The organism is Anaerotignum sp. MB30-C6 (genome assembly GCF_030908465.1).
GTDB lineage: Bacteria > Bacillota > Clostridia > Lachnospirales > Anaerotignaceae > Chakrabartyella.
Genome location: NZ_CP133078.1, coordinates 2,816,947 through 2,843,488, shown reverse-complemented (window position 1 = coordinate 2,843,488; position 26,542 = coordinate 2,816,947). Strand labels below are relative to the sequence as shown.

General features: G+C 40.2%; 25 protein-coding genes, 1 tRNA gene and 1 riboswitch. Of the genes, 18 read left to right on the top strand and 8 right to left on the bottom strand.

All coding sequences use genetic code 11. The features are described from left to right. Positions 1 to 5 precede the first annotated feature (5 nt). A complete protein-coding gene (locus RBQ60_RS13820; protein WP_307884257.1) occupies positions 6 to 1,415 on the bottom strand; it encodes a sigma 54-interacting transcriptional regulator in 1,410 nt (469 codons plus the stop codon). A 215-nt stretch (positions 1,416 to 1,630) separates the two neighbouring features. On the opposite strand from RBQ60_RS13820, the gene RBQ60_RS13815 reads away from it, so the two are divergent. The 13 genes from RBQ60_RS13815 (at position 1,631) to RBQ60_RS13755 (ending at position 13,954) form a co-directional block, all read left to right on the top strand. Beyond that, entirely contained in the window at positions 1,631 to 2,773 is a 1,143-nt protein-coding gene (locus RBQ60_RS13815; protein WP_307884256.1) for an acyl-CoA dehydrogenase, read from the top strand. A 79-nt stretch (positions 2,774 to 2,852) separates the two neighbouring features. Then, complete coding sequence (locus RBQ60_RS13810) at positions 2,853 to 3,644, top strand: electron transfer flavoprotein subunit beta/FixA family protein (protein ID WP_307884255.1); 792 nt, start codon at positions 2,853 to 2,855, stop codon at positions 3,642 to 3,644. 119 nt (positions 3,645 to 3,763) lie between these two features. Beyond that, positions 3,764 to 4,816: an electron transfer flavoprotein subunit alpha/FixB family protein gene (locus tag RBQ60_RS13805; protein WP_307884053.1), complete on the top strand. Its 1,053-nt coding sequence runs from the start codon at positions 3,764 to 3,766 to the stop codon at positions 4,814 to 4,816. A gap of 63 nt (positions 4,817 to 4,879) precedes the next feature. Then, positions 4,880 to 5,974 carry an iron-containing alcohol dehydrogenase family protein gene (locus RBQ60_RS13800; protein WP_307884254.1) on the top strand — a complete coding sequence of 365 codons (1,095 nt, stop codon included), beginning with the start codon at positions 4,880 to 4,882 and terminating at the stop codon, positions 5,972 to 5,974. A 129-nt stretch (positions 5,975 to 6,103) separates the two neighbouring features. Then, positions 6,104 to 7,474: an HAD hydrolase family protein gene (locus RBQ60_RS13795; protein WP_307884253.1), complete on the top strand. Its 1,371-nt coding sequence runs from the start codon at positions 6,104 to 6,106 to the stop codon at positions 7,472 to 7,474. Continuing rightward, a complete protein-coding gene (locus tag RBQ60_RS13790) occupies positions 7,474 to 8,196 on the top strand; it encodes a tRNA threonylcarbamoyladenosine dehydratase (protein ID WP_307884252.1) in 723 nt (240 codons plus the stop codon). Before RBQ60_RS13795 ends, RBQ60_RS13790 begins: the two co-directional genes overlap by 1 nt. A gap of 199 nt (positions 8,197 to 8,395) precedes the next feature. Further along, positions 8,396 to 9,286, top strand: coding sequence for a hypothetical protein (locus RBQ60_RS13785; RefSeq protein ID WP_307884251.1), 891 nt, complete (start codon positions 8,396 to 8,398; stop codon positions 9,284 to 9,286). Between the two features lie 348 nt (positions 9,287 to 9,634). Further along, entirely contained in the window at positions 9,635 to 11,263 is a 1,629-nt protein-coding gene (locus RBQ60_RS13780) for an ABC-F family ATP-binding cassette domain-containing protein (protein WP_307884250.1), read from the top strand. 3 nt (positions 11,264 to 11,266) lie between these two features. Beyond that, positions 11,267 to 12,301 carry a low-specificity L-threonine aldolase gene (gene ltaE / locus RBQ60_RS13775; RefSeq protein ID WP_307884249.1) on the top strand — a complete coding sequence of 345 codons (1,035 nt, stop codon included), beginning with the start codon at positions 11,267 to 11,269 and terminating at the stop codon, positions 12,299 to 12,301. Positions 12,302 to 12,390: 89 nt separating this feature from the next. Then, on the top strand, positions 12,391 to 12,672 hold the full coding sequence (locus RBQ60_RS13770) for a LysO family transporter (RefSeq protein WP_307884248.1): 282 nt from the start codon (positions 12,391 to 12,393) through the stop codon (positions 12,670 to 12,672). Continuing rightward, the gene (locus RBQ60_RS13765; RefSeq protein ID WP_307884247.1) at positions 12,669 to 13,256 is read left to right on the top strand and encodes a lysine exporter LysO family protein; all 588 of its coding nucleotides are present in this window, start codon (positions 12,669 to 12,671) and stop codon (positions 13,254 to 13,256) included. Before RBQ60_RS13770 ends, RBQ60_RS13765 begins: the two co-directional genes overlap by 4 nt. A gap of 73 nt (positions 13,257 to 13,329) precedes the next feature. Further along, positions 13,330 to 13,413 (top strand) — tRNA-Leu (locus RBQ60_RS13760). Positions 13,414 to 13,726: 313 nt separating this feature from the next. After that, positions 13,727 to 13,954: a hypothetical protein gene (locus RBQ60_RS13755; RefSeq protein ID WP_307884246.1), complete on the top strand. Its 228-nt coding sequence runs from the start codon at positions 13,727 to 13,729 to the stop codon at positions 13,952 to 13,954. A 261-nt stretch (positions 13,955 to 14,215) separates the two neighbouring features. Here the strand turns inward: RBQ60_RS13755 and RBQ60_RS13750 are convergent, their stop codons facing one another. Next, on the bottom strand, positions 14,216 to 15,397 hold the full coding sequence (locus RBQ60_RS13750) for an MFS transporter (RefSeq protein WP_307884245.1): 1,182 nt from the start codon (positions 15,395 to 15,397) through the stop codon (positions 14,216 to 14,218). 18 nt (positions 15,398 to 15,415) lie between these two features. After that, positions 15,416 to 16,285 carry a type I methionyl aminopeptidase gene (gene map / locus RBQ60_RS13745; RefSeq protein ID WP_307884244.1) on the bottom strand — a complete coding sequence of 290 codons (870 nt, stop codon included), beginning with the start codon at positions 16,283 to 16,285 and terminating at the stop codon, positions 15,416 to 15,418. Between the two features lie 283 nt (positions 16,286 to 16,568). Here map and cysK point away from each other — a divergent pair, with 283 nt between their 5' ends. Together cysK and RBQ60_RS13735 are read left to right on the top strand one after the other, a co-directional pair. Further along, positions 16,569 to 17,498 (top strand): cysteine synthase A, encoded by a 930-nt coding sequence (gene cysK, locus RBQ60_RS13740; RefSeq protein WP_307884243.1) that lies wholly within the window; start codon positions 16,569 to 16,571, stop codon positions 17,496 to 17,498. 3 nt (positions 17,499 to 17,501) lie between these two features. After that, positions 17,502 to 18,131: a TraX family protein gene (locus tag RBQ60_RS13735; RefSeq protein WP_307884242.1), complete on the top strand. Its 630-nt coding sequence runs from the start codon at positions 17,502 to 17,504 to the stop codon at positions 18,129 to 18,131. A gap of 47 nt (positions 18,132 to 18,178) precedes the next feature. Here RBQ60_RS13735 and ytvI read toward each other — a convergent pair whose 3' ends face one another. The 5 genes from ytvI to ribD all read right to left on the bottom strand — a co-directional run bounded on the left by ytvI (position 18,179) and on the right by ribD (position 22,867). After that, complete coding sequence (ytvI, locus tag RBQ60_RS13730) at positions 18,179 to 19,234, bottom strand: sporulation integral membrane protein YtvI (RefSeq protein ID WP_307884241.1); 1,056 nt, start codon at positions 19,232 to 19,234, stop codon at positions 18,179 to 18,181. A gap of 166 nt (positions 19,235 to 19,400) precedes the next feature. Then, complete coding sequence (gene ribH / locus RBQ60_RS13725; RefSeq protein WP_307884240.1) at positions 19,401 to 19,877, bottom strand: 6,7-dimethyl-8-ribityllumazine synthase; 477 nt, start codon at positions 19,875 to 19,877, stop codon at positions 19,401 to 19,403. A 27-nt stretch (positions 19,878 to 19,904) separates the two neighbouring features. Continuing rightward, positions 19,905 to 21,110 (bottom strand): bifunctional 3,4-dihydroxy-2-butanone-4-phosphate synthase/GTP cyclohydrolase II, encoded by a 1,206-nt coding sequence (locus RBQ60_RS13720; RefSeq protein ID WP_307884239.1) that lies wholly within the window; start codon positions 21,108 to 21,110, stop codon positions 19,905 to 19,907. Positions 21,111 to 21,122: 12 nt separating this feature from the next. Further along, the gene (locus RBQ60_RS13715) at positions 21,123 to 21,767 is read right to left on the bottom strand and encodes a riboflavin synthase (protein WP_307884238.1); all 645 of its coding nucleotides are present in this window, start codon (positions 21,765 to 21,767) and stop codon (positions 21,123 to 21,125) included. Continuing rightward, positions 21,752 to 22,867 (bottom strand): bifunctional diaminohydroxyphosphoribosylaminopyrimidine deaminase/5-amino-6-(5-phosphoribosylamino)uracil reductase RibD, encoded by a 1,116-nt coding sequence (gene ribD / locus RBQ60_RS13710; protein ID WP_307884237.1) that lies wholly within the window; start codon positions 22,865 to 22,867, stop codon positions 21,752 to 21,754. Before ribD ends, RBQ60_RS13715 begins: the two co-directional genes overlap by 16 nt. Before the next feature lie 321 nt (positions 22,868 to 23,188). After that, a riboswitch (FMN riboswitch) is annotated at positions 23,189 to 23,305 on the bottom strand. A 242-nt stretch (positions 23,306 to 23,547) separates the two neighbouring features. Here ribD and ispE point away from each other — a divergent pair. The 3 genes from ispE to RBQ60_RS13695 all read left to right on the top strand — a co-directional run bounded on the left by ispE (position 23,548) and on the right by RBQ60_RS13695 (position 26,483). After that, positions 23,548 to 24,465 (top strand): 4-(cytidine 5'-diphospho)-2-C-methyl-D-erythritol kinase, encoded by a 918-nt coding sequence (gene ispE / locus RBQ60_RS13705; RefSeq protein WP_307884236.1) that lies wholly within the window; start codon positions 23,548 to 23,550, stop codon positions 24,463 to 24,465. Continuing rightward, a complete protein-coding gene (locus RBQ60_RS13700) occupies positions 24,446 to 25,120 on the top strand; it encodes a GntR family transcriptional regulator (RefSeq protein ID WP_307884235.1) in 675 nt (224 codons plus the stop codon). The genes ispE and RBQ60_RS13700 overlap by 20 nt, the downstream gene beginning before the upstream one ends. A gap of 253 nt (positions 25,121 to 25,373) precedes the next feature. After that, positions 25,374 to 26,483, top strand: a complete 1,110-nt coding sequence (locus tag RBQ60_RS13695) for a G5 domain-containing protein (RefSeq protein ID WP_307884234.1) — start codon at positions 25,374 to 25,376, stop codon at positions 26,481 to 26,483. Positions 26,484 to 26,542: the final 59 nt, after the last annotated feature.

The following is a 26,542-nucleotide window of genomic DNA, read 5'->3' as shown; positions in this document are numbered from 1 at the left end:
TCTCCTTAATTAGAGTTTTCTTTTTTTAAATAATAGGCAACTTTATAATAGGGCACATCGTACCCCATTTCCGCTAAGCGGTGAGAAATTTTTCTTGGCCCATCGCCTTTTTTATGTTGATTCAAAATAAACTCTCCCACATCATCGGTTATTTTATTTGTAGGAGGCGGGTTGTTTTTTTCTGCTTCCAGATTTTCAGAAACATCAAAGGGGATATGCTCCAGCCCTACAATGGTGGTGATATCAGTTTTTTCTCCAATATCCTCGACGAGAGGTGAGGAGGCATCAATGCTGTAATTAATCACGTCCCGCATTTGACGAATATTTCTTGGGTATACGGCATTTAAAAGGGCGTGTTTTGCTTGGGGTGTGAAAACAACGTGATAACGAATGCGACGTGCTTCCCATACGGCATTTTCATATTTGCGTACGAAATGTAAGAATAGTTGTTCTTTTTCCTCTAGGGAGCGTTCTTGCAAAGAGGGAAGGTACATTTCATATTGACCAAGACGTTGGTAAAGTTCGGGCAAAAAAACTTCATGGAGATTTTTTGTGGAAGCAGCAATCACAATGACGTTAATTTCTATTTCTTTTGTATCACCGATGCGGCGTATTTTGCCTGATTCAATGGCTTTTAAAAGCAAGCTTTGATAATTTTCGATGGTGTGGGCCTCATCCAGAAATAAAATACCTCCGTTTGCCTGTTCAAAAAGACCCTTTTTCTTTTTGGAACCAGTATATGCCCCTTCTACGGAACCGAATATTTCCATGGCTGCGATATCAGGGTTGGTAAACTGAGCACAGTTAATTTCAATAAACGGTGCATTTTTACTGATTACGCCGATTTCTTTGGCATAGTTGTAAATAATGTTTGCTAACATGGTTTTGCCAGTCCCCGAAGCTCCTGTAATGATAGAATGACGGGGGCCTCCCAGAGAACCAACGATTTTTTTCGCTTGCTTGTATACACTTTGCATGGTGCCTAAATGAACTACGTGACTAAAGTCATCCTCTGGTTTATTTAAGTTAACCTGTATTTCTAATTGTTTTATTTTATTGTTTAACTGCTCAATTTCCTGAATATCTCGAAACACAGAAAAGGCCCCTATAAATTCACCTTTGTAAAAAAGGGGGTAAGAATTAACAATATACTTTTTTGGTGGGACAAAGTGGATTTTTTTGTCCAAAACAGGTTGCCTGTTTTGCAAAACAGTGAGTAAAATCGCAGCGGGGTAAAAGTCAGTGATGGGATTGCCCAACATTTCTTCTTTCTTTTTCCCTGCATAGTTGGCACTAATTTCATTGATATAGACGATCATTCCGTCAGTATCTACCACATTCACTCCATCATTGATATTGTCTAACACCTCTGGTAGGAAATTTAGAGATAAAAAAAGTTCTTTTGTCAACTTCATATAGCTAAGCACCTCAACTTTGTGAGAAATTAATTTTGTAACACTATTTTTGTTACATTCTAACATTTTTTACAACAATTATCCAGCTTGTAATTATTTTTTGTTCGTGAAATCAACAAAAGACTTGTTTGGCACAGTAATTGCTGATAAAATATATTTGTTACAGAAATAACAATTATGCAAAAGCATGAATTTGATTTAAGGAGGAACAAGTTATGGAGTTTGGCTATTCTAAGGAGCACGTTTTGTTGCGAGATCTTTACAGAAAGTTTGCCGAAACAGAGGTTGCACCTTTGGCAGAAGAACTTGATGAAGAAGAAAGATTTCCTGTGGAAACATTAGGCAAGCTGGCAAGATTCGGTTTTATGGGAATTCCATTTCCTAAGGAATACGGCGGTGCTGGCGGTGACTATTTAGCATATTCTATGGCAGTAGAAGAACTTGCTAAGGTTTGTGCAACAACAGCTGTAATTGTTTCCGCACATACATCTTTGTGCGCAGGTCCTATCTATATGTTTGGTACAGAGGAACAGAAACAGAAGTTCTTAGTACCCCTTGCTAAGGGTGAAAAATTGGGTGCGTTTGGTTTAACTGAGCCCAGTGCAGGTACTGACTCCTCTATGCAGCAGACAACAGCAAAGTTGGATGGCGATGAATATGTACTCAATGGTACAAAGGTATTTATTACCAACGCTGGCTATGCAGATACATACGTAATTGTTGCAATGACAGACAAATCCAAGGGTAACCGTGGTATTTCTGCGTTTATCGTAGAAAAGGATACACCTGGTTTCACCATTGGTAATAAAGAAAGAAAAATGGGTATTCGTGGTTCCGCAACTTGCGAGTTGATTTTTGAAAACTGCCGTATTCCAAAAGAAAACCTTTTGGGCAGAGAAGGTCAGGGCTTTAAAGTCGCAATGCAAACACTGGACGGCGGCCGTATTGGTATTGCTTCCCAGGCATTGGGTATCGCAGAAGGCGCAATTGAAGAATGCGTAAAATATGTAATGGAAAGAAAACAGTTTAAAAAGAAAATTGGTCAGTTCCAGAATACACAGTTTGAATTAGCTGATATGGCAGCAAAGGTTGAGGCTGTAAAACTGTTAGTATATGAAGCAGCTTGTGAAAAAGATGCCCACAGACCATATTCCCACTTGTCTGCAATGGCGAAATATTTGGCTGGTGCAACCGCAAGTGATGTAACTAGAAGATGTCTTCAGCTTTACGGTGGTTATGGTTATACAAGAGATTACCCTATCGAAAGAATGATGCGTGACGCTAAGATTACAGAAATCTACGAAGGTACATCTGAAGTGCAAAAGATTGTTATCTCCAGTTGGATGGGCTTGAAATAATTCCGTTTACCAATAAGCTTTCACGAGAAAGAAAATGAATATTCAGTGATTTGAAAATTTGAAAGGAGAAACTTTCCCTATGAAAATAGTAGTTTGTATCAAACAGGTACCCGATACCGTAGAAGTTAAGATTGATCCTAAAACAGGCACACTCATCCGTGATGGTGTTCCCTCTATTATTAACCATGATGACAAAACAGGTCTTGAGGCTGCCTTGACATTAAAAGAAAAATTAGGTGGTACTGTAACTGTTGTATCCATGGGACCTCCTCAGGCAGATGTTGCTTTGAGAGAAGCGTTGGCTATGGGTTGCGATGAAGCTTACTTAGTTTCCGCTAGAGAATTCGGTGGTTCCGATACATATGCTACATCCGGTATCTTGGCTGCAGCTTTGGAAAAGGTGGGCTATGACTTAATCATTACTGGCCGTCAGGCTATCGACGGTGACACAGCACAGGTTGGTCCTCAGATTGCAGAAAAACTTCAGTTACCCCAGGTTTCTTATGTAGAAGAAGTGGTTGATGCAGGAGCAGATTTTGTTGTTGTAAGAAGACAGTTTGAAGATGGTTACCACATTGTAAAAGTAAAAACTCCTTGCCTTTTGACAGCCATTGCCGAATTGGCAGAGCCTAGATATATGTCCGTAGGCGGCGTTTTTGAAGCATATCAGAAAGAAATCAAAACCATTGGCTTTGAAGAGTTAAAAGACGGTTTGGAGTTGGATATGATTGGTTTGAAGGGATCCCCTACAAACGTATACAAATCCTTCACAAAGGAAATGAAGGGTACAGGTACTGTGTTGAACGATGTTACACCTGAGCAAGCAGTAGATGCAATCATTAAAAAATTGGAAGAGAAGTTTATTATTTAATTCTCTGTTTTATAAAAAAAGTCTATGCTGCAGAATTTTTTGTGGCAGATGGGGAGGGATAATTCCCTAAATGGGCATATATCCCAAGTAATGCTGATAAAATTAAGGAGGAAACACCTATGAGCAAGGGTATTTTTGTAGTAATTGAACAGAGAAGCGGAAAGGTTCAGAACGTAGGTCTTGAACTGATTGGCGAATCCACCAGACTGAAAGAAGATCTGAAGGATGACGTAGTAGCTGTCCTGTTAGGTCATGAAATCGAAGGCGAAGTTGATAAACTTTATCACTATGGTGCCGACAAGGTTATCCTTGTTGACAGCCCTTACTTGAAAAACTATGTAACAGAACCTTACACAAAGGCTATCACAGCGATCGTGAAGGAATATGATCCTGAAATTATGCTCTTTGGTGCATCTTCCATCGGTCGTGACGTGGCTCCTCGTGTAGCTAGCCGTGTTAAGACAGGTTTGGTTGCAGATACAACAGGTTTGAGAATGGCAAAGACAGAAGAAGAATTCGCGAAGGAAGCAGCTATGGGTTGCGAAGATCCTACAAGAGCACTTCTTATGACTCGTCCTGCATTCGGTGGTAACATCATGGCAACATTGATGTGCCCTAGAACAAAACCTCAGATGGCGACAGTACGTCCTGGCGTTATGAGAAGAATTGAAAAAGACAAATCAAGAACAGGCGAATTGATCAAATTTAACGTTGACTTCACAGATGCAGATATGAACGTTGAGATCCTTGAAGTTGTTAAGGCTGACAAGAAACATGCAGACTTGACAGAAGCTAAAATGATCGTATCCGGTGGTCGTGGTATTGGTGGTCCTCAGGGCTTCGACATGATCAGAGACGTAGCAGATGCATTGGGCGCTGAAATTGGTTCTTCCAGAGCATGTGTTGACGCTGGCTGGATTGAAAAAGATCGCCAGGTAGGTCAGACAGGTAAGACAGTACGTCCTGAATTGTACATGGCTTGCGGTATCTCTGGTGCGATTCAGCACGTTGCAGGTATGGAAAACTCTGAAGTAGTTATCTCCATCAACAAAAACGACACAGCACCTATCTTCGAAGTATCCGATTTGGGTATCGTAGGTGACGTGAAAGTGATCCTGCCTAGATTGGCTGATGCTATCAGAAAGTACAAAGAAGCAAAAGCGAGCAACTAAGAGGTTATTTGGTTGAATAAGTTCATTTATTTATAATGTAAATCGATTAGGAGGTTCGTTGATATGGGCAGTTATTCTGTTTTTTTCCCCGGCTATACAGCTGGTGAGGATGCTTACCATGAGATTGACGCAGTGTGTTCCCCTTATGGTACAAAAGCAGTGGTAATTGGCGGTAAAACAGCAATGGACAAAACAAGGGACTATTTGCTGGAAGCAACAAAAGAAAGCTCTATAAAAATCACTGATTTTGTTTGGTATAAAGGCGAGGCAGCCTTTGAATATGCAGAAGAATTGCAACAGTTAGATGCTGTGAAAGAAGCGGATATGGTTTTTTGTGTAGGTGGCGGTAAAGCCATTGACTGTGCAAAACTGGTGGCAGACCACCTGAAAAAACCTTACTTCACTTTTCCAACCATTGCATCAACCTGTGCTTGTATCTCTGCATTGGGGATTTATTATCACACCAATCATGTTTTCCGAGATTTTTTCCGTGTGGAAAGGCCTCCTGTGCATGTTTTTATTTCAACAAGGGTCATTGCTGAAGCACCCGAAGTATATCTTTGGGCAGGCATCGGCGATGGCATGAGTAAAGAGGCAGAAGTAACATTTTCAGCAAGAGGCAAAGAAGAGGAATTAACCTTATCTGAACAAGCAGGGGTTGCCATGAGTAGATGTTGTACAGAGCCTTTGTTGAAATACGGTATTCAGGCTATGGAGGATTGTAAATTAAACCGTCCTTCAGAGGCAATCGAGCAAGTTGCTCTGGATATTTTTATTAATACAGGTATGGTATCTAATATGGTGGACTCTCATAAGTATAATACAAACTTGGCTCACGCCCTGTTTAACAGTATGACCATGTTGCATCAGATTGAAGAAAGACATCTTCATGGTGAGGTTGTATCTTATGGTACATTGGTTTTGCTCACATTAGATAGACAATATGAGTTGCTGGAACGCTACTTCGAGTTCTACAAAGGCATGAAGTTACCTACAAAGCTTTCTGATATTGAGGTTTCCGTCGAGGAATTAGATCCTGTTTTAGAAGCAACTGTGAAAAAATATGATTTGGATTACGTTCCTTATGATATTACACCTGATATGATTAAAGCAGCCATCTTGGAATTGGAAGACTACAACCTTAGAAAAGCAGCATAAACGGCTACATAAATGCAAATATATAAGGTAAAGGATGAACATCCTTTACCTTTTTTATTTCACCTTGACAGTTTTGGAATATACTTCTATACTTGTGAAAAGAAAAATTATACATAAGGGGTGTGTCAAATGGGATATTTTCCAAGGATAGGCATGCGTATGATTAAAACAGCCATTGCCGTGGCTATTTGTTTTTTAATCAGTAATTTAACTGGTGGGGATGGGAAGCCTATTTTTTCTGCGATTGCAGCGATTATTTGCATGCAGCCTTATGTAGAACATAGTGTGGATGTAGCCTTTAACCGTGTCATTGGTACGGTGATTGGGGCGGTTTTTGGCCTGTTGGCAGGCACATTAATGTTGGAAGTTCCTGACAAATATGAATACTTGCGGTATTTGGTTATATCTTTGGCCATAATCCCTGTTTTGTATACAACGGTTGTTCTGAAAAAGCCGGGGGCTTCCGCATTGGCAGGGGTGGTTTTATTAAGTATCACTTTAACCCATGACTCCGCTTCGCCCTTTATGAATGCTGTAAATCGTTCGGTAGAGACGATTGTGGGTATTTTGGTTTCTTTAGGTGTAAATATGGCCCATCTGCCAAGGAGAAGAGAAAAGGATTTTCTTTTTGTTTCAGGTTTCGATGGTGCTCTTTATGGTGAGAAAACAGGAATTACTCCCTATTGCATTTTTGAGCTAAACCAACTGTTGCGAGATGGTATGGCATTCACCATTGCCACAGAGAGAACCCCTGCCTCGTTGATGGCAGATTTAGGGGAGATTCATATAACACTGCCTGTCATCGCTATGGATGGAGCGGTGCTTTACGATATGAAAGAAAAGAGATATTTGGCTTGCTTAGGCCTTTCGAAGGAAATGACTACAAAAATTGAAGATTTTTTAAGTCAGCAGAATTTGCATTATTTTTTAAATGTGGTTTGGCAAGATGTTCTTTTGATATACTATCATGACTTCAGGAATGAGGAAGAGGAGAAATTGTATCAAAAATTACGGCTGTCTCCTTATAGAAACTATGTTTATGGGGAAAGGCCCGAAGAAGGGCAGGAGGTTTATTTCCTTCTGGTGGTAAAGGATAAAGTTGCAGATTTTGTGATGGAGAAGCTGGGGGAAATCGATACGGAAGGGGAGCTCCAGTTTTTAAGGGACAAGTCAGAAACACCGACGGATTACTGTCATTTAAAGATTTATCACAAAAATGCAACCAAGGAATATATGATGAATAAGCTTTTAGAAACCATGCCACAAAAAAAGACGGTTGTTTTTGGTAGTAATAGAAATGATGTTTCAATGATGAAAGCTGCAGACTTATCCTTTGCCACAGTAGACGCAACGGAAGATGCAGTAGAGGCATCAACTTATCAGCTGAGAGGGCATGGGGATAGTATTGTTCGAACGATTTTCCATTTATATGAGCCTTTGTTATGGAAATCTTTGCCCAAAGAACTTAAGTCGGGAATAAAGAAAAAGGTGGACGGATGATGCAGGAAAATTTACATGAATTATCTAGAGCGGAACTGCTTTTGGGACAAGAAGGGCTAGAACGGTTGAAAAATGCTAAGGTTGCCGTTTTTGGTATTGGCGGTGTGGGCTCCTTTGCAGCGGAGGCCTTGGCAAGAAGCGGGATAGGACATCTGACTTTAATCGATGGGGATATCGTATCCTTAACGAATATCAACCGACAGTTAATTGCCACACAAAAAACCGTTGGGCAGTATAAAACGGACATTATGAAACAACGAATTCATGATATTTTGCCAGAAACAATAGTAGAGAGCCATTCTTTGTATTTTACAAATGAGAATAGAGGTTTAATAGATTTTTCTACTTATGATTATATTGTGGATGCCATTGATATGATTACCTCAAAAATTATTTTAATTGAAGAGGCAAAAAAGGCAAATGTACCTGTGATAAGTTGTATGGGTACAGGGAATAAGTTTGACCCTTCCAGATTTGAAGTGGCAGATATTGCAAAGACCTCCGTTTGCCCCTTAGCAAAGGTGATGAGAAAAGAGCTAAAGGATAGAGGAATCCGTGGAGTTAAGGTTGTGTATTCAAAAGAGCTACCCCAAAAGCCAGCAGAATCTGCGGAAGCTGGTAAAAGGCAAATTCCAGGCAGCCTCTCTTTTGTGCCACCTGCAGCGGGCATGGTTTTGGCGGGAGAGGTAATTTGCCATATCGCAGGTGTACAGCGGCTGTAAAGGGAAAAGTGGAGAATTAAGGGAGAATAACCTAAAAAAAGGAAGAAAATGTGGAGGGAAGTATTAAAAAAAAGTGTAATTTCTTATATTTTTCTGAAACATTATAAAACCCCTTGAAAGGGCCAAGGTATTTGGTTAAAATGAAGCTGGAGAAAAAACAATGTTATATTTTATGCGGCTCTTAAAGGGAGGTATTCAGGTGAAAAACAAAATAATGATTGCGATGGGAATGATTTTGGTCGCAATGGTTTTTGCGTCGGGATGTGCTGCAAAACCAACCTCCAGCAACGGAGTTGTATCCAGTGAAAGTGCAACGGAGAGTTATATTGCCATGGCAAAAGCAAAACTAGAGACATCTTCAGACTTTACTTCTGATTTTTATGGAGAAGTGAAGATGGGCGAAGATGGCGTGGAGACGGTTTCGAAAGCCAAAGTTGAAATGATGAAGGAACCTTTACGGGTATCAATCGTAATGCAGGATTCTTTTGAGAAGGACACAGTCAGTTCACAGCTTTACTTGGAAAAAGTCAGTGATGGTGTCAATATGTATATGGTATATGATGGACAATGGACAGAAATGACATTGGACGAAAATAATGCCATGAAGTCTGTAGGGGTTTATGATGCCACGAAGAATATGGGGTTATTATTGGCAGCAGGGGAGAATTGGGAACAAATTTCCTTGAATAATGGAATTGTCACAATAACTGGTGAATTGCCTGCACAAAAGGTTTATGATATATCGGAGGCGGGAGCCTTCTTGCAGCTTGCGGGTATGAATGGGGTAGATCAAAGCTATTATTCCGGTGTGGAGGCTGTGCCTTTTGAAATTCAGGTGAAAGAGGATGGTACGCCCGTTGCCTTTTCTGTAGATTTTGCAAAAACCTTGGAAACAGTCATGGATCATGTGTTGCAGGAGCTAGGGCAAGCAGGGGAAGACCCAATTTATGTTGAAAAGTATTATATTTCACAAAACTTTTCAAAAGTTGGAGATGTGAAAAAAATCGAAATCCCCGTTGAGGCCAGAGATGCAATTAATTATGAAAAAGAAATTTCACTGTTAGAAAGCAGTGCTGCTGCACATCAGTGAGGAAAAAACCCTTGGAATAAGTTTGAATCGTTAGTGTACCGAAATACCTTTTGGTAAGGTGTGCTGCGGATAAGCTTTTAAGCCTAGGGTTTTTTTATTGACGTAAGAGCTTATTTATTAAATGGGGGTAAAGAGCTTTAATTTGCCACCTCCTAAGAAGCTATAAACTGAATGCCAGCAATCGTAATATTTCTACAAAATCCGTACAAAGTTTGTGGGAAGGTAGACTTTGCTAAAAAAATTCGGTGGGAATGCTGATATTTTTGGGTTTTTATAAATTATGCTGTATTTTTCATAGGATGATGCTATAATAAAAAAGATTGACTTGAAAAAAGGAGAGAATGCAATATGATCGCAGCACAGGGTGTAAGTCTTCAGTACGGAGGCAGAGTGCTTTTTAATGATGTAAACATCAATTTTACAAAAGGAAATTGCTATGGGCTCATTGGTGCAAATGGTGCCGGTAAGTCCACGTTTTTAAAAATTTTAGCAGGTGAAATCGAGCCTAACAAAGGTTCTGTTTTTATCACTCCCGGTGAAAGAATGGCAGTTTTAAAACAGGATCACTTCTTATTTGATGAGTTTGACGTAGTGCAGGCAGTTTTGTATGGCCATAAAAGATTATACGAAATTATGAAGGCAAAAGAAGAACTGTATTCCAAAGAGGACTTTTCTGATGAAGATGGTATTAAAGTATCTGAGTTGGAAGGGGAGTTTGCGGAGTTGGACGGGTGGTCCGCAGAGTCCAATGCAGAAATTTTGTTGAATGGTTTGGGCGTCACCAATGAATACCATTATGTAAAAATGAAGGATTTGACAGGTACACAAAAGGTAAAAGTCCTTTTGGCTCAGGCCTTATTTGGCAATCCTGATATTTTACTTTTGGACGAGCCTACAAACCATTTGGATATCCATGCAATTAGATGGCTGGAAGACTTTTTAATGAATTTTGAAAATACAGTTATTGTTGTATCCCATGATAGACACTTTTTAAATAAGGTATGTACCAATATTGCTGATATCGATTATGGCAAAATTACAATGTTTGTAGGTAACTACGATTTCTGGTATAGCTTTACCCAGATGACACAGCGTCAGTTGAAAGATCAGAATAAACGAACAGAACAAAAAATGAAAGAATTGCAGGAGTTTATTCAGCGTTTTAGTGCAAATGCATCCAAAGCGAAGCAGGCAACCAGTAGAAAAAAACTGTTGGATAACTTGCAGATGGATACCATTAAACCTTCCAGTAGACGTTATCCTTTCTGTAGCTTCAAGCAGGATAGAGAAGTTGGGAACGATGTCCTTTTGGTTGAGGAAATTTCTAAAACCATTGATGGGAAGAAGATTTTGGATAAAGTTAGCTTTATGATTCGTCCCAACGAAAAAGTTGCTTTTGTTGGTAAGGATGAAATTGCAAGAACAACATTATTCCAGATTTTAATGGGAGAAATGGAGCCAGACGAGGGTAAATTTAAGTGGGGTATTACAACAAAAACAGCGTATTTCCCCAAGGATAATAATGAGTATTTTGAAGGCTGCAATGAGTCTTTGATTGAGTGGTTAAGACCTCATGCAAAAGAAGGCGAACAGTATGATGCGGATATTCGTGGCTGGTTAGGCCGTATGCTCTTTAGTGGTGAAGAAGCATTAAAGCAAGCAAATGTTCTTTCTGGTGGGGAAAAAGTTCGTTGTATGCTTTGTAAAATGATGATGAGCGGTGCAAACGTTATGATTATGGACGAGCCTACAAACCATTTGGATTTGGAATCCATTACGGCGTTAAATGAAGGCTTGAGTGAATATAAAGGCACATTGCTTTTCGAATCTCATGACCATCAGTTTGTGCAGACCATTGCCGATAGAATAATCGAAATTCTACCTGGCGGCATCATTGATAGACAGATGACTTATGACGAGTATTTGGAAGATGAGGATATTAACGAGTTACGTTTAAAATTATCAGGAGATGCTTAAACCATGATTAATGGAAAGATAGATCTAAGAAGCGATACGGTTACAGTGCCTACCAATGCTATGAGAGAGGCAATGTCTCAAGCCGTAGTGGGAGATGACGTATATGGCGACGATGCTACGGTAAATGAGTTAGAGCAGTTGGCAGCGAATATGTTTGGCAAAGAAGCTGGGCTTTTCCTTCCTACGGGAACAATGAGCAATCAGTTGGCTTTGTTTACCCATATACAAAGAGGTGAAGATGTCATTTTGCCCGATAACTGCCATATCATTTGTCACGAAGGCGGAGCATCAGCCATTATTGCAGGGGCGCAGTTGCGTTCCATCCCCAATGTAAATGGCGAAATGCCATTGGATTTGGTGGAGCATTATATTAGAAAAGACCCTGAAGACATCCATCAGACAAAAACTGCGTTAATTACTTATGAAAATGCAGATTCTGATGGTCAGGTGCGCTCTTTGGAATATATGAAAAGTATCAAAGAGATTGCCGATAAATATGAAATACCAGTACATTTAGATGGTGCCCGTATTTTTAATGGGGCAACCTACCTTGGTGTAGGCGTAAAAGAAATGGCACAGTATGCGGATACAATTTCCGTGTGTATGTCCAAGGGCCTTTGTGCCCCCGTTGGCTCAATTTTGGTGGGGAGCAGGAAGTTTATTGCTTTGGCCAGAAGAAAGCGTAAAATCCTTGGTGGTGGTATGCGTCAAGTAGGTATTTTAGCAGCGGCGGGAATTCTTGCTCTTGGTGAAATGCCAAAGAGGCTGCAGGAAGACCATGACAATGCGAAGTATTTGGTAACTCGCTTGAAGGAAGTAAAGGGCCTAGAAGTATTTGAAGAACGTCAGAAGATCAATATGGTGTTTTTCCGCTTAAAAGACTATCCTTTGGATTCGGCAGCACTGGTGCGTTACATGGCAGACCATGACGTATGCATCAATGGGGAGGATAACGGACTGATGCGTTTTGTGACCCATTGCTATGTATCTAAGGAAGAAATAGATCAGGTTGTTGAATTATTAAAAGATGCCCGATAAAAAAATTGCCCTCGTATTCGGGGGCACTTTTTATATTTTTCCGTATTATTATAGAGCCAAGGATGGTCAATGCGCAAGGGGGGATAGGAATGGTAAAGATTTTTTTTGTTTTAGGTGTTGGGTTTTTGATTGGTTTTTACGGGTTACTCAAGGAGGAACAAATTAAATTAAATTGCCGATTACAAACAGTTTGGTTATTGCTTTTGATTTTTTGTATGGGCGTTAGCATTGGGCGAAACGGCGAGGTCATTGGAAACCTTCCAACCCTAGGAGGAAAAGCCTTGCTATTTGCTGTTTTATCGGTAATTGGCAGTGTGGCTTTCGTATTTGTTTTAAGTAAGTATTTTTTAAAAAAGGGGGAGGAAGAATGAGCCTTGCTATTTTGATTGTTTTGATATTGGGAATTCTTGGGGGCATTTACATGCCTTTGGAAGTTACGTCCTTTTTAGATCAGGCATCGTCCTATATGCTTTTGTTATTATTATTTTCTGTAGGAATTGACCTAGGATTAAATCGTCAGGTTTTTTTACAAATTCGCCAAATGGGCTTTCGAATCCTTTTGATTCCCTTTGGAGTAATTTTGGGTTCTTTATGCGGTGGAGGCATTTGTGCTGTGTTACTACAGATGCAAATAAAAGAGGGCTTGGCCATCGCTTCTGGCTTGGGATGGTACAGTTTATCGGGAATTTTAATAACGGAGGCTGGAAACCCCATTGGCGGAACGATTTCTTTTTTATCCAACGTTTTTCGAGAAGTGATTACCTTTATTTCAATTCCATTTTTAGTAAAATATTTAAATTCCTATTCTGCCATTGCGCCGGCTGGGGCAACGGCTATGGATACCACATTGGGAATCATTAGTAAGAATACAGATGGGAAAACTGCGATTATCGCCTTTGTGAGCGGTGTAATTTGCACACTTCTTGTACCTGTCTTAGTACCATTATTTCTTTAAGAGGAAAAATTAATGACAATCCCTTGACTTTTTGGATTAAATATATTATTATAACTTAGCGAGTTGATAATATGCGGATATGGCGGAATTGGCAGACGCGCTAGATTCAGGTTCTAGTCGGGGTTTCCCGGTGCAGGTTCAAGTCCTGTTATCCGCAGTGTCAAAAAGAGCAGATAAGATAAATTCTTATCTGCTCTTTTTCGTGTGAATTATAAACCATTATACAAAATTATTTAGCTTTGTTTTTTTTATGAGACTTGATGTATTTGGTATCCAGTCCACAAGCACTAAATCTTCATGGAGAAAAATCTATATATTATAGTATAGAGAGGGTTTCAAGAACAAAGGTAGAAAAAGTTGAATGTCTTTGCTTTTTATAAACCGTGGAGGTAATTTTCTTGCTTGCAAGTCTTGTAAAAAAAGGAGATTTGTAATATAATGGAAAAATGTGGAATGAGAGGGTGAGTGACATGAAGGAATTTTTTCAAACGTTTGTGGCAATTTTCATACTAGTCATTTTATTTCTTTTTATTTGGGAACTCTTCTTCCTCAATTTTTGGACAGGGATAGCTTTCATAGCCTTTATTATTTCAATACTGGTTACATTATTTATAGAACGGGAAACAAGAATTGAAGAATTGGAAAAGCGACTGAAAGCCCTTGAACCCGAGAATGAGGAAAAGGATAAGGCGATTTAAAGGCGTATATGTGTTGAATTTTAAGTAAGTCCATACCTAGCGGTTTAGAGTGTTTTAATCAAGAGTGTGGGCTACCAATGAGAAATCTTGACTGGATACAGGGAAAGTTTTATCATAGGATTTTTATAAAATAGATATCTTTGACTTTTCCTGTGGTGGTGCTTGTTGCTTCATAATATTAGGTTTTTATGTGTTAATACTAACTTCTATATTATTTTTTATAAAAAAGGTGTTATGGATTCTTCCATAACACCTTTTGGTTTATGTTGCACAATGCATGTCGTTGTTTGTTGTATTTTGGGCACCCCAGAGGAAAAATACCATTCCTACTAGGCATAAACCAGCGAATAGCCATAGCATAAAGCCAATATGGAAATACTGGAGAATATATCCGCCCCCAAGGCTACCTAAAATATTACCGATGGTAAGGCCAATGGTAATCAAAGCCTGACCTTTCACCTGATCATGCCTTGGCAAAACACTACTTACATAGTACACAATTGCCGCAGTAAAAGGAGCAAAGGAGATGGCTTGAAAGCTAACAGCCACATAAAGGGTAGCTAAGTTTGTGGAAAGGGTAATGCCTATGGCTTTTATGACAAAAAATATCGCCGCAAATCGCAACAGTTTTCCGCAGTTCCATTTGCGAATCAAACGGGTACATAAAAGCATTGCTGGAACTTCCAAAAGCGCAATGTATGCCATAATTTGTCCAAGTTCAGCGTTTCCTTTACCAATGCGTTTAAGAATATGTATCATATAGGTGTTTATGGAGCTATGGGATGCAAAAATGAATGCAATACCTATGATTAATAAGGCAAAGGAAGGATTGCATTTTAAGAGGGCAATGGTACCCCCTTGCGTTATGTTATGACTCTGATTGCTACCCATTTCAGGGAACTTATGAATGAGAAATAAAATCAATAAGTTTAAGCCACAGGCAATCAGGGGCAGGCACCTTGTACTAAAAACAACGGTTAGTGATCCTAAAAAAAATGTCAGAATAGCGAAGGAAAATGAGCCGATTCCTCGGGCTACGCCAAAATTAAGAGGGATGTCGTTTTGTATAAGTTGAACACCCAAGGCACTTAACAAAGGCTGCATGGAAAGTTGTAACAAAATAAGGAAACTATAAAGCAATGCCACCAGCACCATAGGCGGCTTCCAAACAGCTAATAGGATGAGGGGGATAATTTGCCCCAAGGAAAGGAGCATAAAAACCCGTTTCACTGTAAATTGATTTCCTTTATCCGCCGCCCCAGCAATTATTGGTTGGAGCAATACGGAAAGTAAGCTGGAAACGGCAATGAGCGTTCCGATACCGCCGTTAGAAAAACCATGGTCTAAAAGAAAAACGGTGGTAAAAGCCACAATACAGCCGTAACTCATCCAATACAACGCATGTAAAGCACTGTAAAAATAGATCAAGGTGTCTTTTTTCATTTTTTCATCCTCATAATATTAATGGGTAATGATTTCTACTCCATCCTCCGTTACTGCAACAGTATATTCCCACTGGGCGGAGAGGGAACCATCTTCGGTGTAAATTGTCCAACCGTTTTCTTCATCCTGATAAAAGTCCTCTTCCCCTGCATTTACCATAGGCTCGATGGTAAATACCATACCTGGAACCAAAAGCATTCCTTTGCCTCGCTCACCAACATGGCAAACATAGGGGTCTTCGTGGAAATCGTTTCCAACACCATGGCCGCCAATATCATGGAGCACAGTGTATCCATGCTCATAAATATGCTGGCTGACAACATAGCCAATATCCCCCAAAAATCCCCAGGGTTTTACTACCTTTAACGCTAAGTCTACGGATTCCTTGGTTACTTCAACTAATTTTTTTGCCTCGGGGCTTACTTCACCAATGCAGAACATACGGGAAGCATCGGCATAATAGCCATCTAATATTGTTGTAACATCAACGTTAACGATATCGCCATCTTTTAAAATTTCATCAGGAGAGGGGATGCCGTGGCAAATAACATCATTTACAGAAGTGCAAACACTTTTGGGATAACCGCAATAACCCAGCGTAGCGGGAGTGCCGCCGTGGGCAAGAATATATTCATGGACGATAGTATTGATATCCTCGGTAGACATACCAGCGCAAATTTTTTCCGCCACCATATCCAGAACTGCTGTGTTTAGTTTTCCTGCCTTTCGGATACCATCTAATTGTTCAGGGGTTTTAATAATTTTGTAAGGGGGAACTTTGGCTCCCTCGGCTTCAAATTGTGCAATTTTTTCATCCATTGCTGCATGGCACTGTTTATATTTTTTTCCGCTATTGCACCAGCAGGGATCGTTACGACCGATCTTCATAAAGCTCAGATCCTTTCTTTTAAGTTTACTTTTACTTGTTTCATATTAGATTTTTTCCATAAAAAGTTCCTCAAAAAGCAGGTGCCCTACTATTTTGAGAAAAGAAGATCTTTTTTCTGTGGTTCATGAAAAAGAACATAGGTGTATCTGAAAACACTCAATAAAAGTATTTACAAATACAATTTTCATAGTAGCATAAAAGATGAGGAAGAACAATAGACATATTGCTTGACAGAAACTTGTTTCGGTGGTACTACTAGGAAATAGAGAGGATGAGAAAACGATGGTTTATAAAAGCGTGGAACAGCTTATTGGTAAAACACCTTTATTGGAATTGACACAATTTGAGAGAAAATATAATTTGCAAGCAAAGCTGATGGCTAAGGTTGAATTTATGAATCCTGGGGGTAGTGCAAAGGATAGAGTGGCGAAAGCCATGATTGAAGATGCTGAAAAAAAGGGGATTTTAAAAGAGGGTGCTACCATTATTGAACCCACAAGCGGCAATACAGGCATTGGTTTAGCGGTAATGGCAGCGGCAAAGGGATACCGTGCAATCATAGTCATGCCTGAAACCATGAGTATGGAACGTCGTATGCTAATGAAAGCATTTGGCGCAGAGTTGGTGCTTTCTGATGGGGCAAAGGGAATGGCGGGAGCCATTGAAAGGGCAGAGGAATTGAACAAAGAAATTCCCAATTCTTTTATTCCCGGTCAGTTTGATAACGCTGCAAACCCCAAGGTTCATTACGAAACCACAGGGCCTGAGATCTATGAAGATACACAGGGTAAGGTGGATATTTTTGTTGCGGGAATTGGTACAGGTGGAACCATTACTGGTGTAGGAAAGTATTTAAAAGAAAAGAATCCTCATATTCACATTGTTGCCGTTGAACCTGCAAAATCCCCTTTATTGTCAAAAGGTATTGCAGGCTCCCATGGTATTCAGGGGATAGGGGCAAACTTTGTTCCTTCTATATTAGACACTGAAATTTACGATGAAATCATAGCCATTGAAAATGAAGATGCCTTTGAAACAGGAAGGGAAATTGCAAAAACAGAAGGGCTTTTGGTGGGCATTTCCTCGGGAGCGGCAATTATTGCAGCAAAGCAGGTGGCAGAACGCCCAGAAAATGCAGGGAAAAATATTGTAGTGTTTTTACCTGACACAGGAGAGAGATACCTATCAACGCCTATGTTTGCCGAGGCGTGATACATGCAGGGGCGGAATCAAGTGACGGCGGCCATGGCGGCATTGATTATGGTTGTGGATCATATTGGGATTATGTTTTTTCCTGGGGAGATGGGTTTTCGACTCATTGGGCGGTTATCTTTTCCGTTATTTGCCTTTGGCATTGCCCAAGGGGTAACTTATACCTCTAACTTCCCTAAGTATTTATTTCGCATTCTTTTGGCGGCCGTAATATCCCAGCCTATTTATGAAAGGGCATTTTATAACACTAACTTGAACCCTCTATTTACATTAGCTTTTGGGGCGATGGTGTTATGGCTTTTTCGGAAGGGTCAAAAAGAACAGTTTTTGGCTATGGTATTGCTTGTATTTTCCTTTTGGTTAAAGAGCAGTTATAGCTGGTATGGTGTAGCCACTATTTTTTTCTATGGTTTTTATTACTGTGCCAAAGAGGTTTCTTTTTATGGGCAAATGGCACTTCAAGTCATTTATGGATTATTAACGGGAGCATGGATACAAAGTTTTTCTCTCTTTGCCTTCCCCATTGCAGGACGAGTATTGAAACGGACAGTTCATTTGCCGAAATATTTCTTATACGTCTTTTATCCTTTACATTTAGTCATATTAATGGCCATAAGAGGAATCATCTATTAAAAAAAGCGGCTCGGAAAGCATCCGTAGCCGCTTTTAGCTATTTAACTTTAAGATATTTTATTTTGTTGACGTATGCGAAGAATTGCCCGCAAAATAACGGCAACAACTGGACCTAAAAGTAGTCCCCAAAAGCCGATACACTTATATCCAAAGTACATGGAAAATAAGGTTAGTAGGGGATGCATACCCAATTGGGAGCCAAGGATTTTTGGCTGCATCAGCTGACGTACAACCTGCACAATGCCATAAATAATAAGGTAACCTATGGCTAGAGGCGTATTCCCTATTATAAAACTGATGAGGGCTGCAGGCCAAAGAATGAAGCCACTTCCGAAAAATGGGACGGCGTCAATAATGCCAATGGAAACGCTAATCAATAAAGCATAGGGTGAACGTAAAATATATAGCCCCACAATACAGATGAGAAATACATAAAACATTAGTATTAATTGGGTCTTTACATAACCCCAAAGGGAAGCCACCAAATCTTTTTTTGTTGCCTCCAAAGAAACGCCAAACAAGGGTTCCACATGAGTCTTATAGGCCAAACGAATACTCTCTTTATCTTTTGTAAGAAAGTAGGAAGAAAATATCGCAACAAAACAGCCTAAGATCACTTTCGGTACGGCGGTGATGGCTGAAACGGAGCCACTACTTTGAACCAGAGAAAACAAAATGCTAAATAATTCATCTTGCAAGTACGCTGTTACATTAGTCACCACATCAGGCAAGCCGATGAGAAGTTCATCCACCCTTAACCAGAATAAGGTTAAACCTTCTTCAATTTTCTTCAAATAGAAGGGGATATCATTTTTTAGGTTGTACAGCTGATCGTAAAGATGATTTCCTGCAAAATATCCTAAAAATCCAAGGATAGAGAGTAGAAGCAGAATCCCCGCCAAAGCACCTAACCAACGTGGAATATGGAATTCCTCTAATTTATCTGCCAAGGGAATGAACAGTAAGCTCAACAGCCAACCGACTATAAAAGGCAGAAAAATTGGGAATAAGTAGCGGAAAAATAGAAAACAAGTAAGAATTCCCCCGCTAAGGATTAGAGAATTTTGTATTACCTGTTTATTTTTGTTATAAAAGTCTTGCATAGCACCCCTCCTTTCATAGGACAATCTTTCGATATGTACATTATAATATGAATAAAAGGATTTGCTATATAATTTTAAAAGAATTAAAGAAGAATTAATCTTTGGTATTTTAAAAGCCTATCATAAGCCTTCTATAGATAGGCTCTTTATAATTTGGACGAATATATTATTGTTTCATATTTTTAATTTCTGCTGAGAGGTTTACCATCTCGATGGCAGCCAAGGCAGTATCATATCCTTTATTGCCGGCTTTTGTACCTGCTCTTTCAATGGCCTGTTCGATATTTTCCGTAGTTACAACACCGAAGAGAACAGGAGTGTTGGTTTCCATGGAAAGATGGGCAATCCCTTTGGAAACTTCGCTACAAACATAGTCATAATGGGTTGTTGCACCACGAATGACAGCACCAAGGCAAATGATAGCATCGTAGGCATCTGTGTTTACCAAAAGCTTTGCCGCAGCAGGAATTTCAAAAGCACCGGGCACCCGAACCAAAGAAATATTATCTGTGCTTACACCATGTCTTAATAGGGCATCCTCAGCCCCATCAATGAGCTTTCCTACGATAAAATCGTTAAAACGGGCAGCCACAATACCTACTTTCATATCTGTTGCAATTAAGTTTCCTTGAATAAGCTTCATGATTAAATTCCTCCTAATGTCATTGGTTTATAGTGTCTGGGAAAAAATATGTCCCATTTTTTCTTGTTTGGTACGCATATATTTTAAGTCATGTTCTTGGGGTTCAATTTCAATAGAAACACGTTTTGAAATTTCTACGCCAAAGCCATCTAAGCCATAAATTTTATCGGGGTTGTTTGTGAGCAAGTGTAATTCTTTTACTCCTAAGTCTTGCAAAATTTGGGCACCAATCCAGTATTCTCTCAGGTCGGGGGCAAATCCAAGGGTAAGGTTGGCCTGTACGGTATCCTGACCTTGTTCTTGCAGTTCGTATGCCTTTAGCTTATTAATCAAGCCAATGCCTCTGCCTTCTTGACGCATATATAAAAGAATACCTCTGCCTTCTTTCTCAATCTGTAGCATAGCAGCCGCCAATTGTTGTCCGCAGTCACATCTGCAAGAGCCAAATACATCCCCTGTCAAGCATTCAGAATGCACACGGCAAAGCAAATCTTTTCCGTCGCCGATTTCTCCTTTTACCAAGGCAACGTGATGTTCTCCTGTAATATCATTCACATAGCCATAAATTTTAAAGTCTCCATAGGGGGTAGGCAGGTTTGCAGCAGCCTCACGACGTACATGTTTTTCATGGCGGCGGCAGTAGTTTTGTAAGTCATGGATGGTGATAAATTTTAAGTTAAATTCTTTCGCTACCTCCCAAAGCTCAGGGGTACGCATCATTGTGCCATCCTCCGCCATAATTTCACAGCAAAGTCCACATTCCTTTAAGCCCGCAAGACGCATTAAGTCCACGGTGGCCTCTGTATGGCCTTCTCTTTTCAAAACGCCGCCTTTCTTTGCAATAAGGGGGAACATATGCCCCGGTCTACGGAAATCTTCAGGTTTTACGCCGTCTTCGATACATTTCATTGCAGTAACAGAGCGTTCTGCGGCGGAGATACCAGTGGTGGTGTCAACGTGGTCAATGGAAACGGTAAAAGCCGTGGAGTGGTTATCGGTATTTTCAGAAACCATCTGCTGTAAGCCCAATTTCTGCCCCAGTTCTTCACTCATCGGCATGCAGATTAAACCTTTTCCGTATTTGGCCATAAAGTTTACATTGTCCTGGGTTGCAAATTCTGCGGCACAGATAAAGTCCCCTTCGTTTTCACGGTCGGGATCGTCGGTTACAAGGATAATTTTACCTTGTCTCAAATCTTCTAGTGCTTCTTCAATGGTGTGGTAAGCGTACATGTTCTTCTCCTCCTAAAATCCGTTTTCTCTTAAAAACTCCAATGTTAATGGTTTTTCTTTTTTTGATTCATTGCTTTCGAAAAAGCGTTGAATATATTTGGCAATGATATCTGTTTCTAAATTCACCTCATCCCCAACTTTTTTATCTAAAAGAATGGTTTGGGTGCTTGTATGGGGGATGATTCCCACAGAAAACTGTTCTTTATCCACAGAAATTACCGTTAGGCTAACGCCATCAATGGCGATAGACCCTTTTTCAATGATTTGGTGCAGTAAGGTTTTGTGGGTGGCAATATAAAGGCGAGTGGCATTTCCTTCTTGTTTTTTTGCGGAAATTGTGCCTAATCCGTCAATATGGCCACTTACCATATGCCCACCGAATCGACCGTTTGCTGCCATTGCTCGCTCCAAATGAACAGGGGAGCCTTTTTGCAGCTTTCCCAAGTTACTGCGTTTTAAAGTTTCAGGCATGACATCGGCGGTAAAAGAGGTTTTGGTTAAGTTGGTTACGGTAAGGCAAACACCATTAACCGCAATGCTATCGCCAAGCTTCGTTCCGTCTTGTATGGTTTTGGCTTGGATAATAAGCTGTCCACCGCTGTTTTGGGAGATTACTTTATCGATAAAGCCGATTTCTTCAATCAATCCTGTAAACATACAGCACCTCCTTTTGGTTCAATCTCATACTCTATTAAAATATCTCCATTCAGTTCTTGGCTATTCAGAAGTTTCAGGGTGAAAGCATCCTTTGGTTCTAGAATACCCTTTCCACCAACGGGAGTTTTTGCATCTTGTCCACCGAAAATTTTAGGGGCAAGATACACATATAATTTTTGGGCAAGGTTTCCTTCCAGAAGGCTATAATGAATGGTTCCACCGCCTTCTGCCAAAACACTGTCGATACCATTCTCCCCTAATTTTTTTATCAAATTAGGCAAAGATACTTGTCCGTTTTCCTTTGGCAGTTGCCAAAGGGTAAGACCTAGGGCTTCCAAGGCTTTTTTCTTTTCATGGGAACCTTGGGCATAAGCAATTACGGTAGAATGGGTTTTCCCTGTTTTGCAAATTTTGCTTTCTAGTGGAATTCGTAAGTTACTGTCGCAAATCACCCTTAGGGGTTGGGTTGCATGTTCCAGTCGGCAATTTAACAAGGGGTCATCCTGCAAAACTGTTCCAATACCCACTAAAATACTACTGTATTGATGGCGTAGACTGTGGGCATAGTGACGGGAGGTTTCATTGCTAATCCAGCGGGAGGCTCCCGTGGTGGTGGCAATTTTACCGTCGGCGGTCATAGCATATTTCAAAGCCACATAGGGCATTTTTGTTGTGATATAGTGAAAGAAAACAGGATTTAAGGCATCACATTCTCCTTGCAGAAAATGTTCCGTCACAAGAATACCGTTCTTTCGTAAGATTTCAGCACCTTTGCCCTTTACCAGTGGATTGGGGTCAGAGGAGCCAATGACCACATGGCTAATACCAGCCTCAATAATGGCTTCAGTGCAAGGCGGGGTTCGGCCTTGATGACAACAAGGTTCCAAGGTGACGTATAGTGTTGCACCTACGGGGCTTTCTTTACAGTCGGCAAGGGCCATGCGTTCGGCATGGGGTTGACCAGCCTTATGGTGATAGCCTTCACCAATAATTTTATTATCTTTAACGATTACTGCACCCACCAAAGGATTGGGGGCGGTATAGCCCAAGGCTTTTTGTGCCAGAGCAATAGCTTGCTTCATAAAATTTTCGTTTATCATAAGGGATACATCCTTTCCTTCAGGGAAAGGTTGGGATAGAGTTCCCAAGGAAATGGATCAAAAGAAGAGTCCTCTGAAATAGAGGGGAACAACGATACCTTTTGCCTATGGGAAAAGAACTATTATGGCAAATGAAAAAATCGAAATTCCAATAAAAAACCCTGTATGTGCCAAAAAGCTCATACAGGGCATATCAAACATTTTGATACAGCAAAAAAAGTTCTCCATAAACAAATAAAAAAGATTATGGGTACGCCAAAAAAGGCATACTAAACAATAGCTGTAATAAGGGTTCATTAAAAAAATGAAACCGCCTTAATGCTTGCTCTTCTTCCATCCAGACTATACTGTCGGTTTTGGAATCTCACCAAATCCTGCGTAAAAACGCTCGCGGACTTTACCGCCGATCGGGAATTTCACCCTGCCCTGAAGAGGTATTATGTTTTACGACACCATTATACACCCCTGTATTAAAATTGCAAGTGGTATTTTTAAGAAAAAAAGATGTCTAAATTATAAAGAAGGAAAGCACGAAAAAGTGCAAATTTAAATTTTTTATCAGCGTTTTTCATAGGGAAGGGGTAGCGTTTTTTGTATAAGATTGCAGTTGTAAGTTTGTTGAAATTATTGTACAATTAAACAAACAATGTATACAGTATAATAGTTTAAGAGGGCATATTTTGAGAGACTTAAGACTTAAAGCAAGAGCAAAAATCAATTTAACTTTAGATGTAACAGGTAAGCGAGAAGATGGATACCATCTAATCAAAAGCATTATGCAAACAGTGAGCCTTTACGACGGAATTTACATGAAGCGTATTCGCAAAAAAGAAATCATCATAAAAACAAATTTGGCGTGGTTGCCTACGGATCATCGGAATTTGGCATACCGAGCGGCAGAGTTGATGATGGCTAAGTTTGACATCACAGAAGGCGTTTTTATCGAAATTGATAAGCGTATTCCTGTGGCGGCAGGTTTGGCGGGGGGAAGTGCGGATTGCGCCGCTGTATTAGTGGGAATGAACCGTTTGTTTGGATTAGGGCTTTCTGTTAGAGAATTGGAAAGTTTAGCCTTTCTTTTGGGGTCAGACATCCCTTACTGCGTTCAGAGGGGAACAATGCTAGCTGAGGGAGTTGGAGAAATTTTGACACCAGTAAAATGCCCGTGTCCTATGTGTTACATTGTTTTGGCGAAACTTCCTGTTAGTGTTTCTACGGCAACGGTATACCGTAGTTTAGACTTGCAGAAGGTGGAAGAGTGTCATCCTGATACAGAAGGGATGATTCAGGCAATGGCTGAGGGGGATATTGCAAAAATGGGACAGCTTTTGGGAAATGTTTTGGAAACGGTGACGATTCCCATGCATCCTAGAATTGCTCAGCTAAAAGAAGAAATGCTTCATCTGGGTGCAAAGGGCGCCTTGATGAGCGGAAGTGGCCCGACGGTGTTTGGGTTATTTGGGGAAGAAGAAGATGCAAAAGAGGCGGCGGCAGCGATACGGAAAAAATTCGGTTTGAAGGAAGTTGTAGCCACTCAGATTTATCACGGAAACGGTGGTAAGAGAGGAGAAGATAAGGATGGAAGAAACAAAATTTAATATTAACAGCAACGAGTACCTGCCTTTAAGAGATGTTGTTTTTAATACCCTTCGAGATGCGATATTAACAGGTAAATTGGTTCCCGGTGAAAGGTTGATGGAAAACCAACTGGCAGATAAGCTGGGTGTGAGCAGAACCCCTGTAAGAGAGGCTTTGCGTATGTTGGAGTTGGAAAATTTAGTAGAATTGGTGCCTAGAAAAGGTGCTCAAGTTCTGGATATGAGCGAAAAAGATATCATCAATATTTTAGAAGTAAGAGGTGCCTTGGAAAGTCTGGCAACAAGTATTGCTTGTAAAAAGATGAAGAAAGAGGACTTGCAGCAACTGAAAAATGTGCAGGCTGAGTTTGAACGTGCCATTGAAGAAAATGATGTGGAGCGTATCATTCAGCTAGATGAAGATTTTCATGATTTGATTTTGGAATCCACGGAAAATGATAAACTAACTCAAATTTATCAGAATTTGCGTATACAGCTTTATCGTTATCGTATGGCTCACTTAAAAGTTGACACTACCATCACGGCAATAGTGGCACATCATAGAGGGATTTTGCGTGCCATTGAAAATCATGATGCAGAAGAAGGCGCAACCGTTGCACACGGCCATATAAAATATCACACAGAATTTATTTTGCGTTCTACTCGCAATAAATAAGTAACCATTTACCGCAGGGAATCCTGCGGCTTTTTTATTATAAATGGAGTGTGCTATATTTTGAACAGCATAGAAGAAAATTGAGAAAGATTTTAGGGAAAGGACAAAACTTTTTCGTTTGAAAGAAGGATAAATCTAAACTTTTTTAACACTTCGTTCTTTGTGCCCTCTTTTGCTTGCAATCTGTTGTTGAATATTTTACAATAATATTAGTATAAGTCGAAATACGGAAGAGAAAGAAGGTGACATAAAGTTGGCCGAAGGGAAGGAAAATTTTCCTCGTAGACAAGAGCGGGTCATATACGGGGTAAACAAGCAAAGAACGTCTAAGCAGGATAATACAAATCGGGGCAGAAGGCCACAGAAGCCACAAAAGCCCCAAAACAAGGAAAAGCGCAAACAAAAAAGTCGTAGGTCTTTGCCAAGAAAGCAAATGCTTTTGGGGTTAGGATTCATTATAATTTTAATTATTATTTATCTTTTTGTGCGGAAAAATGGTACGGAGGTCTTTGTAGGGTCAGAAAGTGTTGGTGTATTAGAGGGCCGTGCAGTGAAAGCAGAAACCATTGTAGACACCATTGAAACCCAGCTTGCTGGAATGGTAGGCGCCGAGGTTAAATTGAATGAGGAAGTCAAGGCACAACGTATTCATATTGGTGGCAGTCGTAAAAAGGACATTTGCACCATGGAGCATTTAATACCGAAAATACGTAATTTAGTAACATATAAAGTGGATGCGGCCATTATTATGATTGATGGTGGCAAAGGCGTAGTTTTGGCCAATGAAGAACAGGCAAACAATGTTTTGGATTCTGTGAAAAAACCTTACCTTCCTGCCGAGGGGGTTGAGGCTACGGTAGAATGGGTTGAAAATGTAACTGTTGCCAAGGATTTTGTGGATTCGGAGGAAGTTCTTTCAGAAAGTGATGCCGTTTCTATTTTGCAATCCACCACTACTGTGACCAGTACATATACTGTGCAATCTAACGATGCACTATATAAAATTGCTCAAAGCTATGAATGTTCTTTGGAGGATTTGCTAAAGCTAAATGACGGGTTATCCGTAGAGACGGGGATTCGTGTGGGGCAGGTTTTGAACGTGCCTGTTAAGAAACCGAAAGTTTCTGTGAAAACAGTAGAAACCCAAGTTTTGACCACCGTTGAGCCGAAAACGTATGAATACCACAGTGACAATACGAAGCCGAAAAGCTATCAAAAAGTAACCCAACAAGGTCGAGCAGGCCAGAAAAAAAGCACCATTCAAATTACGAGAATCAATGGATTTGTTCAGGAGGAGAAGGAAATCTCCAAAGAGATTATTTCCGAGCCTGTTCCCGAAATCATCGTAAGAGGAACCTTATAATATACTGAAAAAAGGGCATACTTTCCCAATGTGGAGGTATGCCTTTCACAAAAAGGAGG

Excerpts from the sequence above, each read along its gene's own strand:
- RBQ60_RS13820 (WP_307884257.1), bottom strand. The coding sequence starts at position 1,415 with ATGAAGTTGACAAAAGAACTTTTTTTATCTCTAAATTTCCTACCAGAG.
- RBQ60_RS13815 (WP_307884256.1), top strand. The coding sequence starts at position 1,631 with ATGGAGTTTGGCTATTCTAAGGAGCACGTTTTGTTGCGAGATCTTTAC.
- RBQ60_RS13810 (WP_307884255.1), top strand. The coding sequence starts at position 2,853 with ATGAAAATAGTAGTTTGTATCAAACAGGTACCCGATACCGTAGAAGTT.
- RBQ60_RS13805 (WP_307884053.1), top strand. The coding sequence starts at position 3,764 with ATGAGCAAGGGTATTTTTGTAGTAATTGAACAGAGAAGCGGAAAGGTT.
- RBQ60_RS13800 (WP_307884254.1), top strand. The coding sequence starts at position 4,880 with ATGGGCAGTTATTCTGTTTTTTTCCCCGGCTATACAGCTGGTGAGGAT.
- RBQ60_RS13795 (WP_307884253.1), top strand. The coding sequence starts at position 6,104 with ATGGGATATTTTCCAAGGATAGGCATGCGTATGATTAAAACAGCCATT.
- RBQ60_RS13790 (WP_307884252.1), top strand. The coding sequence starts at position 7,474 with ATGCAGGAAAATTTACATGAATTATCTAGAGCGGAACTGCTTTTGGGA.
- RBQ60_RS13780 (WP_307884250.1), top strand. The coding sequence starts at position 9,635 with ATGATCGCAGCACAGGGTGTAAGTCTTCAGTACGGAGGCAGAGTGCTT.
- ltaE (WP_307884249.1), top strand. The coding sequence starts at position 11,267 with ATGATTAATGGAAAGATAGATCTAAGAAGCGATACGGTTACAGTGCCT.
- RBQ60_RS13770 (WP_307884248.1), top strand. The coding sequence starts at position 12,391 with ATGGTAAAGATTTTTTTTGTTTTAGGTGTTGGGTTTTTGATTGGTTTT.
- RBQ60_RS13765 (WP_307884247.1), top strand. The coding sequence starts at position 12,669 with ATGAGCCTTGCTATTTTGATTGTTTTGATATTGGGAATTCTTGGGGGC.
- RBQ60_RS13755 (WP_307884246.1), top strand. The coding sequence starts at position 13,727 with ATGAAGGAATTTTTTCAAACGTTTGTGGCAATTTTCATACTAGTCATT.
- RBQ60_RS13750 (WP_307884245.1), bottom strand. The coding sequence starts at position 15,397 with ATGAAAAAAGACACCTTGATCTATTTTTACAGTGCTTTACATGCGTTG.
- map (WP_307884244.1), bottom strand. The coding sequence starts at position 16,285 with ATGAAGATCGGTCGTAACGATCCCTGCTGGTGCAATAGCGGAAAAAAA.
- cysK (WP_307884243.1), top strand. The coding sequence starts at position 16,569 with ATGGTTTATAAAAGCGTGGAACAGCTTATTGGTAAAACACCTTTATTG.
- RBQ60_RS13735 (WP_307884242.1), top strand. The coding sequence starts at position 17,502 with ATGCAGGGGCGGAATCAAGTGACGGCGGCCATGGCGGCATTGATTATG.
- ytvI (WP_307884241.1), bottom strand. The coding sequence starts at position 19,234 with ATGCAAGACTTTTATAACAAAAATAAACAGGTAATACAAAATTCTCTA.
- ribH (WP_307884240.1), bottom strand. The coding sequence starts at position 19,877 with ATGAAGCTTATTCAAGGAAACTTAATTGCAACAGATATGAAAGTAGGT.
- RBQ60_RS13720 (WP_307884239.1), bottom strand. The coding sequence starts at position 21,110 with ATGTACGCTTACCACACCATTGAAGAAGCACTAGAAGATTTGAGACAA.
- RBQ60_RS13715 (WP_307884238.1), bottom strand. The coding sequence starts at position 21,767 with ATGTTTACAGGATTGATTGAAGAAATCGGCTTTATCGATAAAGTAATC.
- ribD (WP_307884237.1), bottom strand. The coding sequence starts at position 22,867 with ATGATAAACGAAAATTTTATGAAGCAAGCTATTGCTCTGGCACAAAAA.
- RBQ60_RS13700 (WP_307884235.1), top strand. The coding sequence starts at position 24,446 with ATGGAAGAAACAAAATTTAATATTAACAGCAACGAGTACCTGCCTTTA.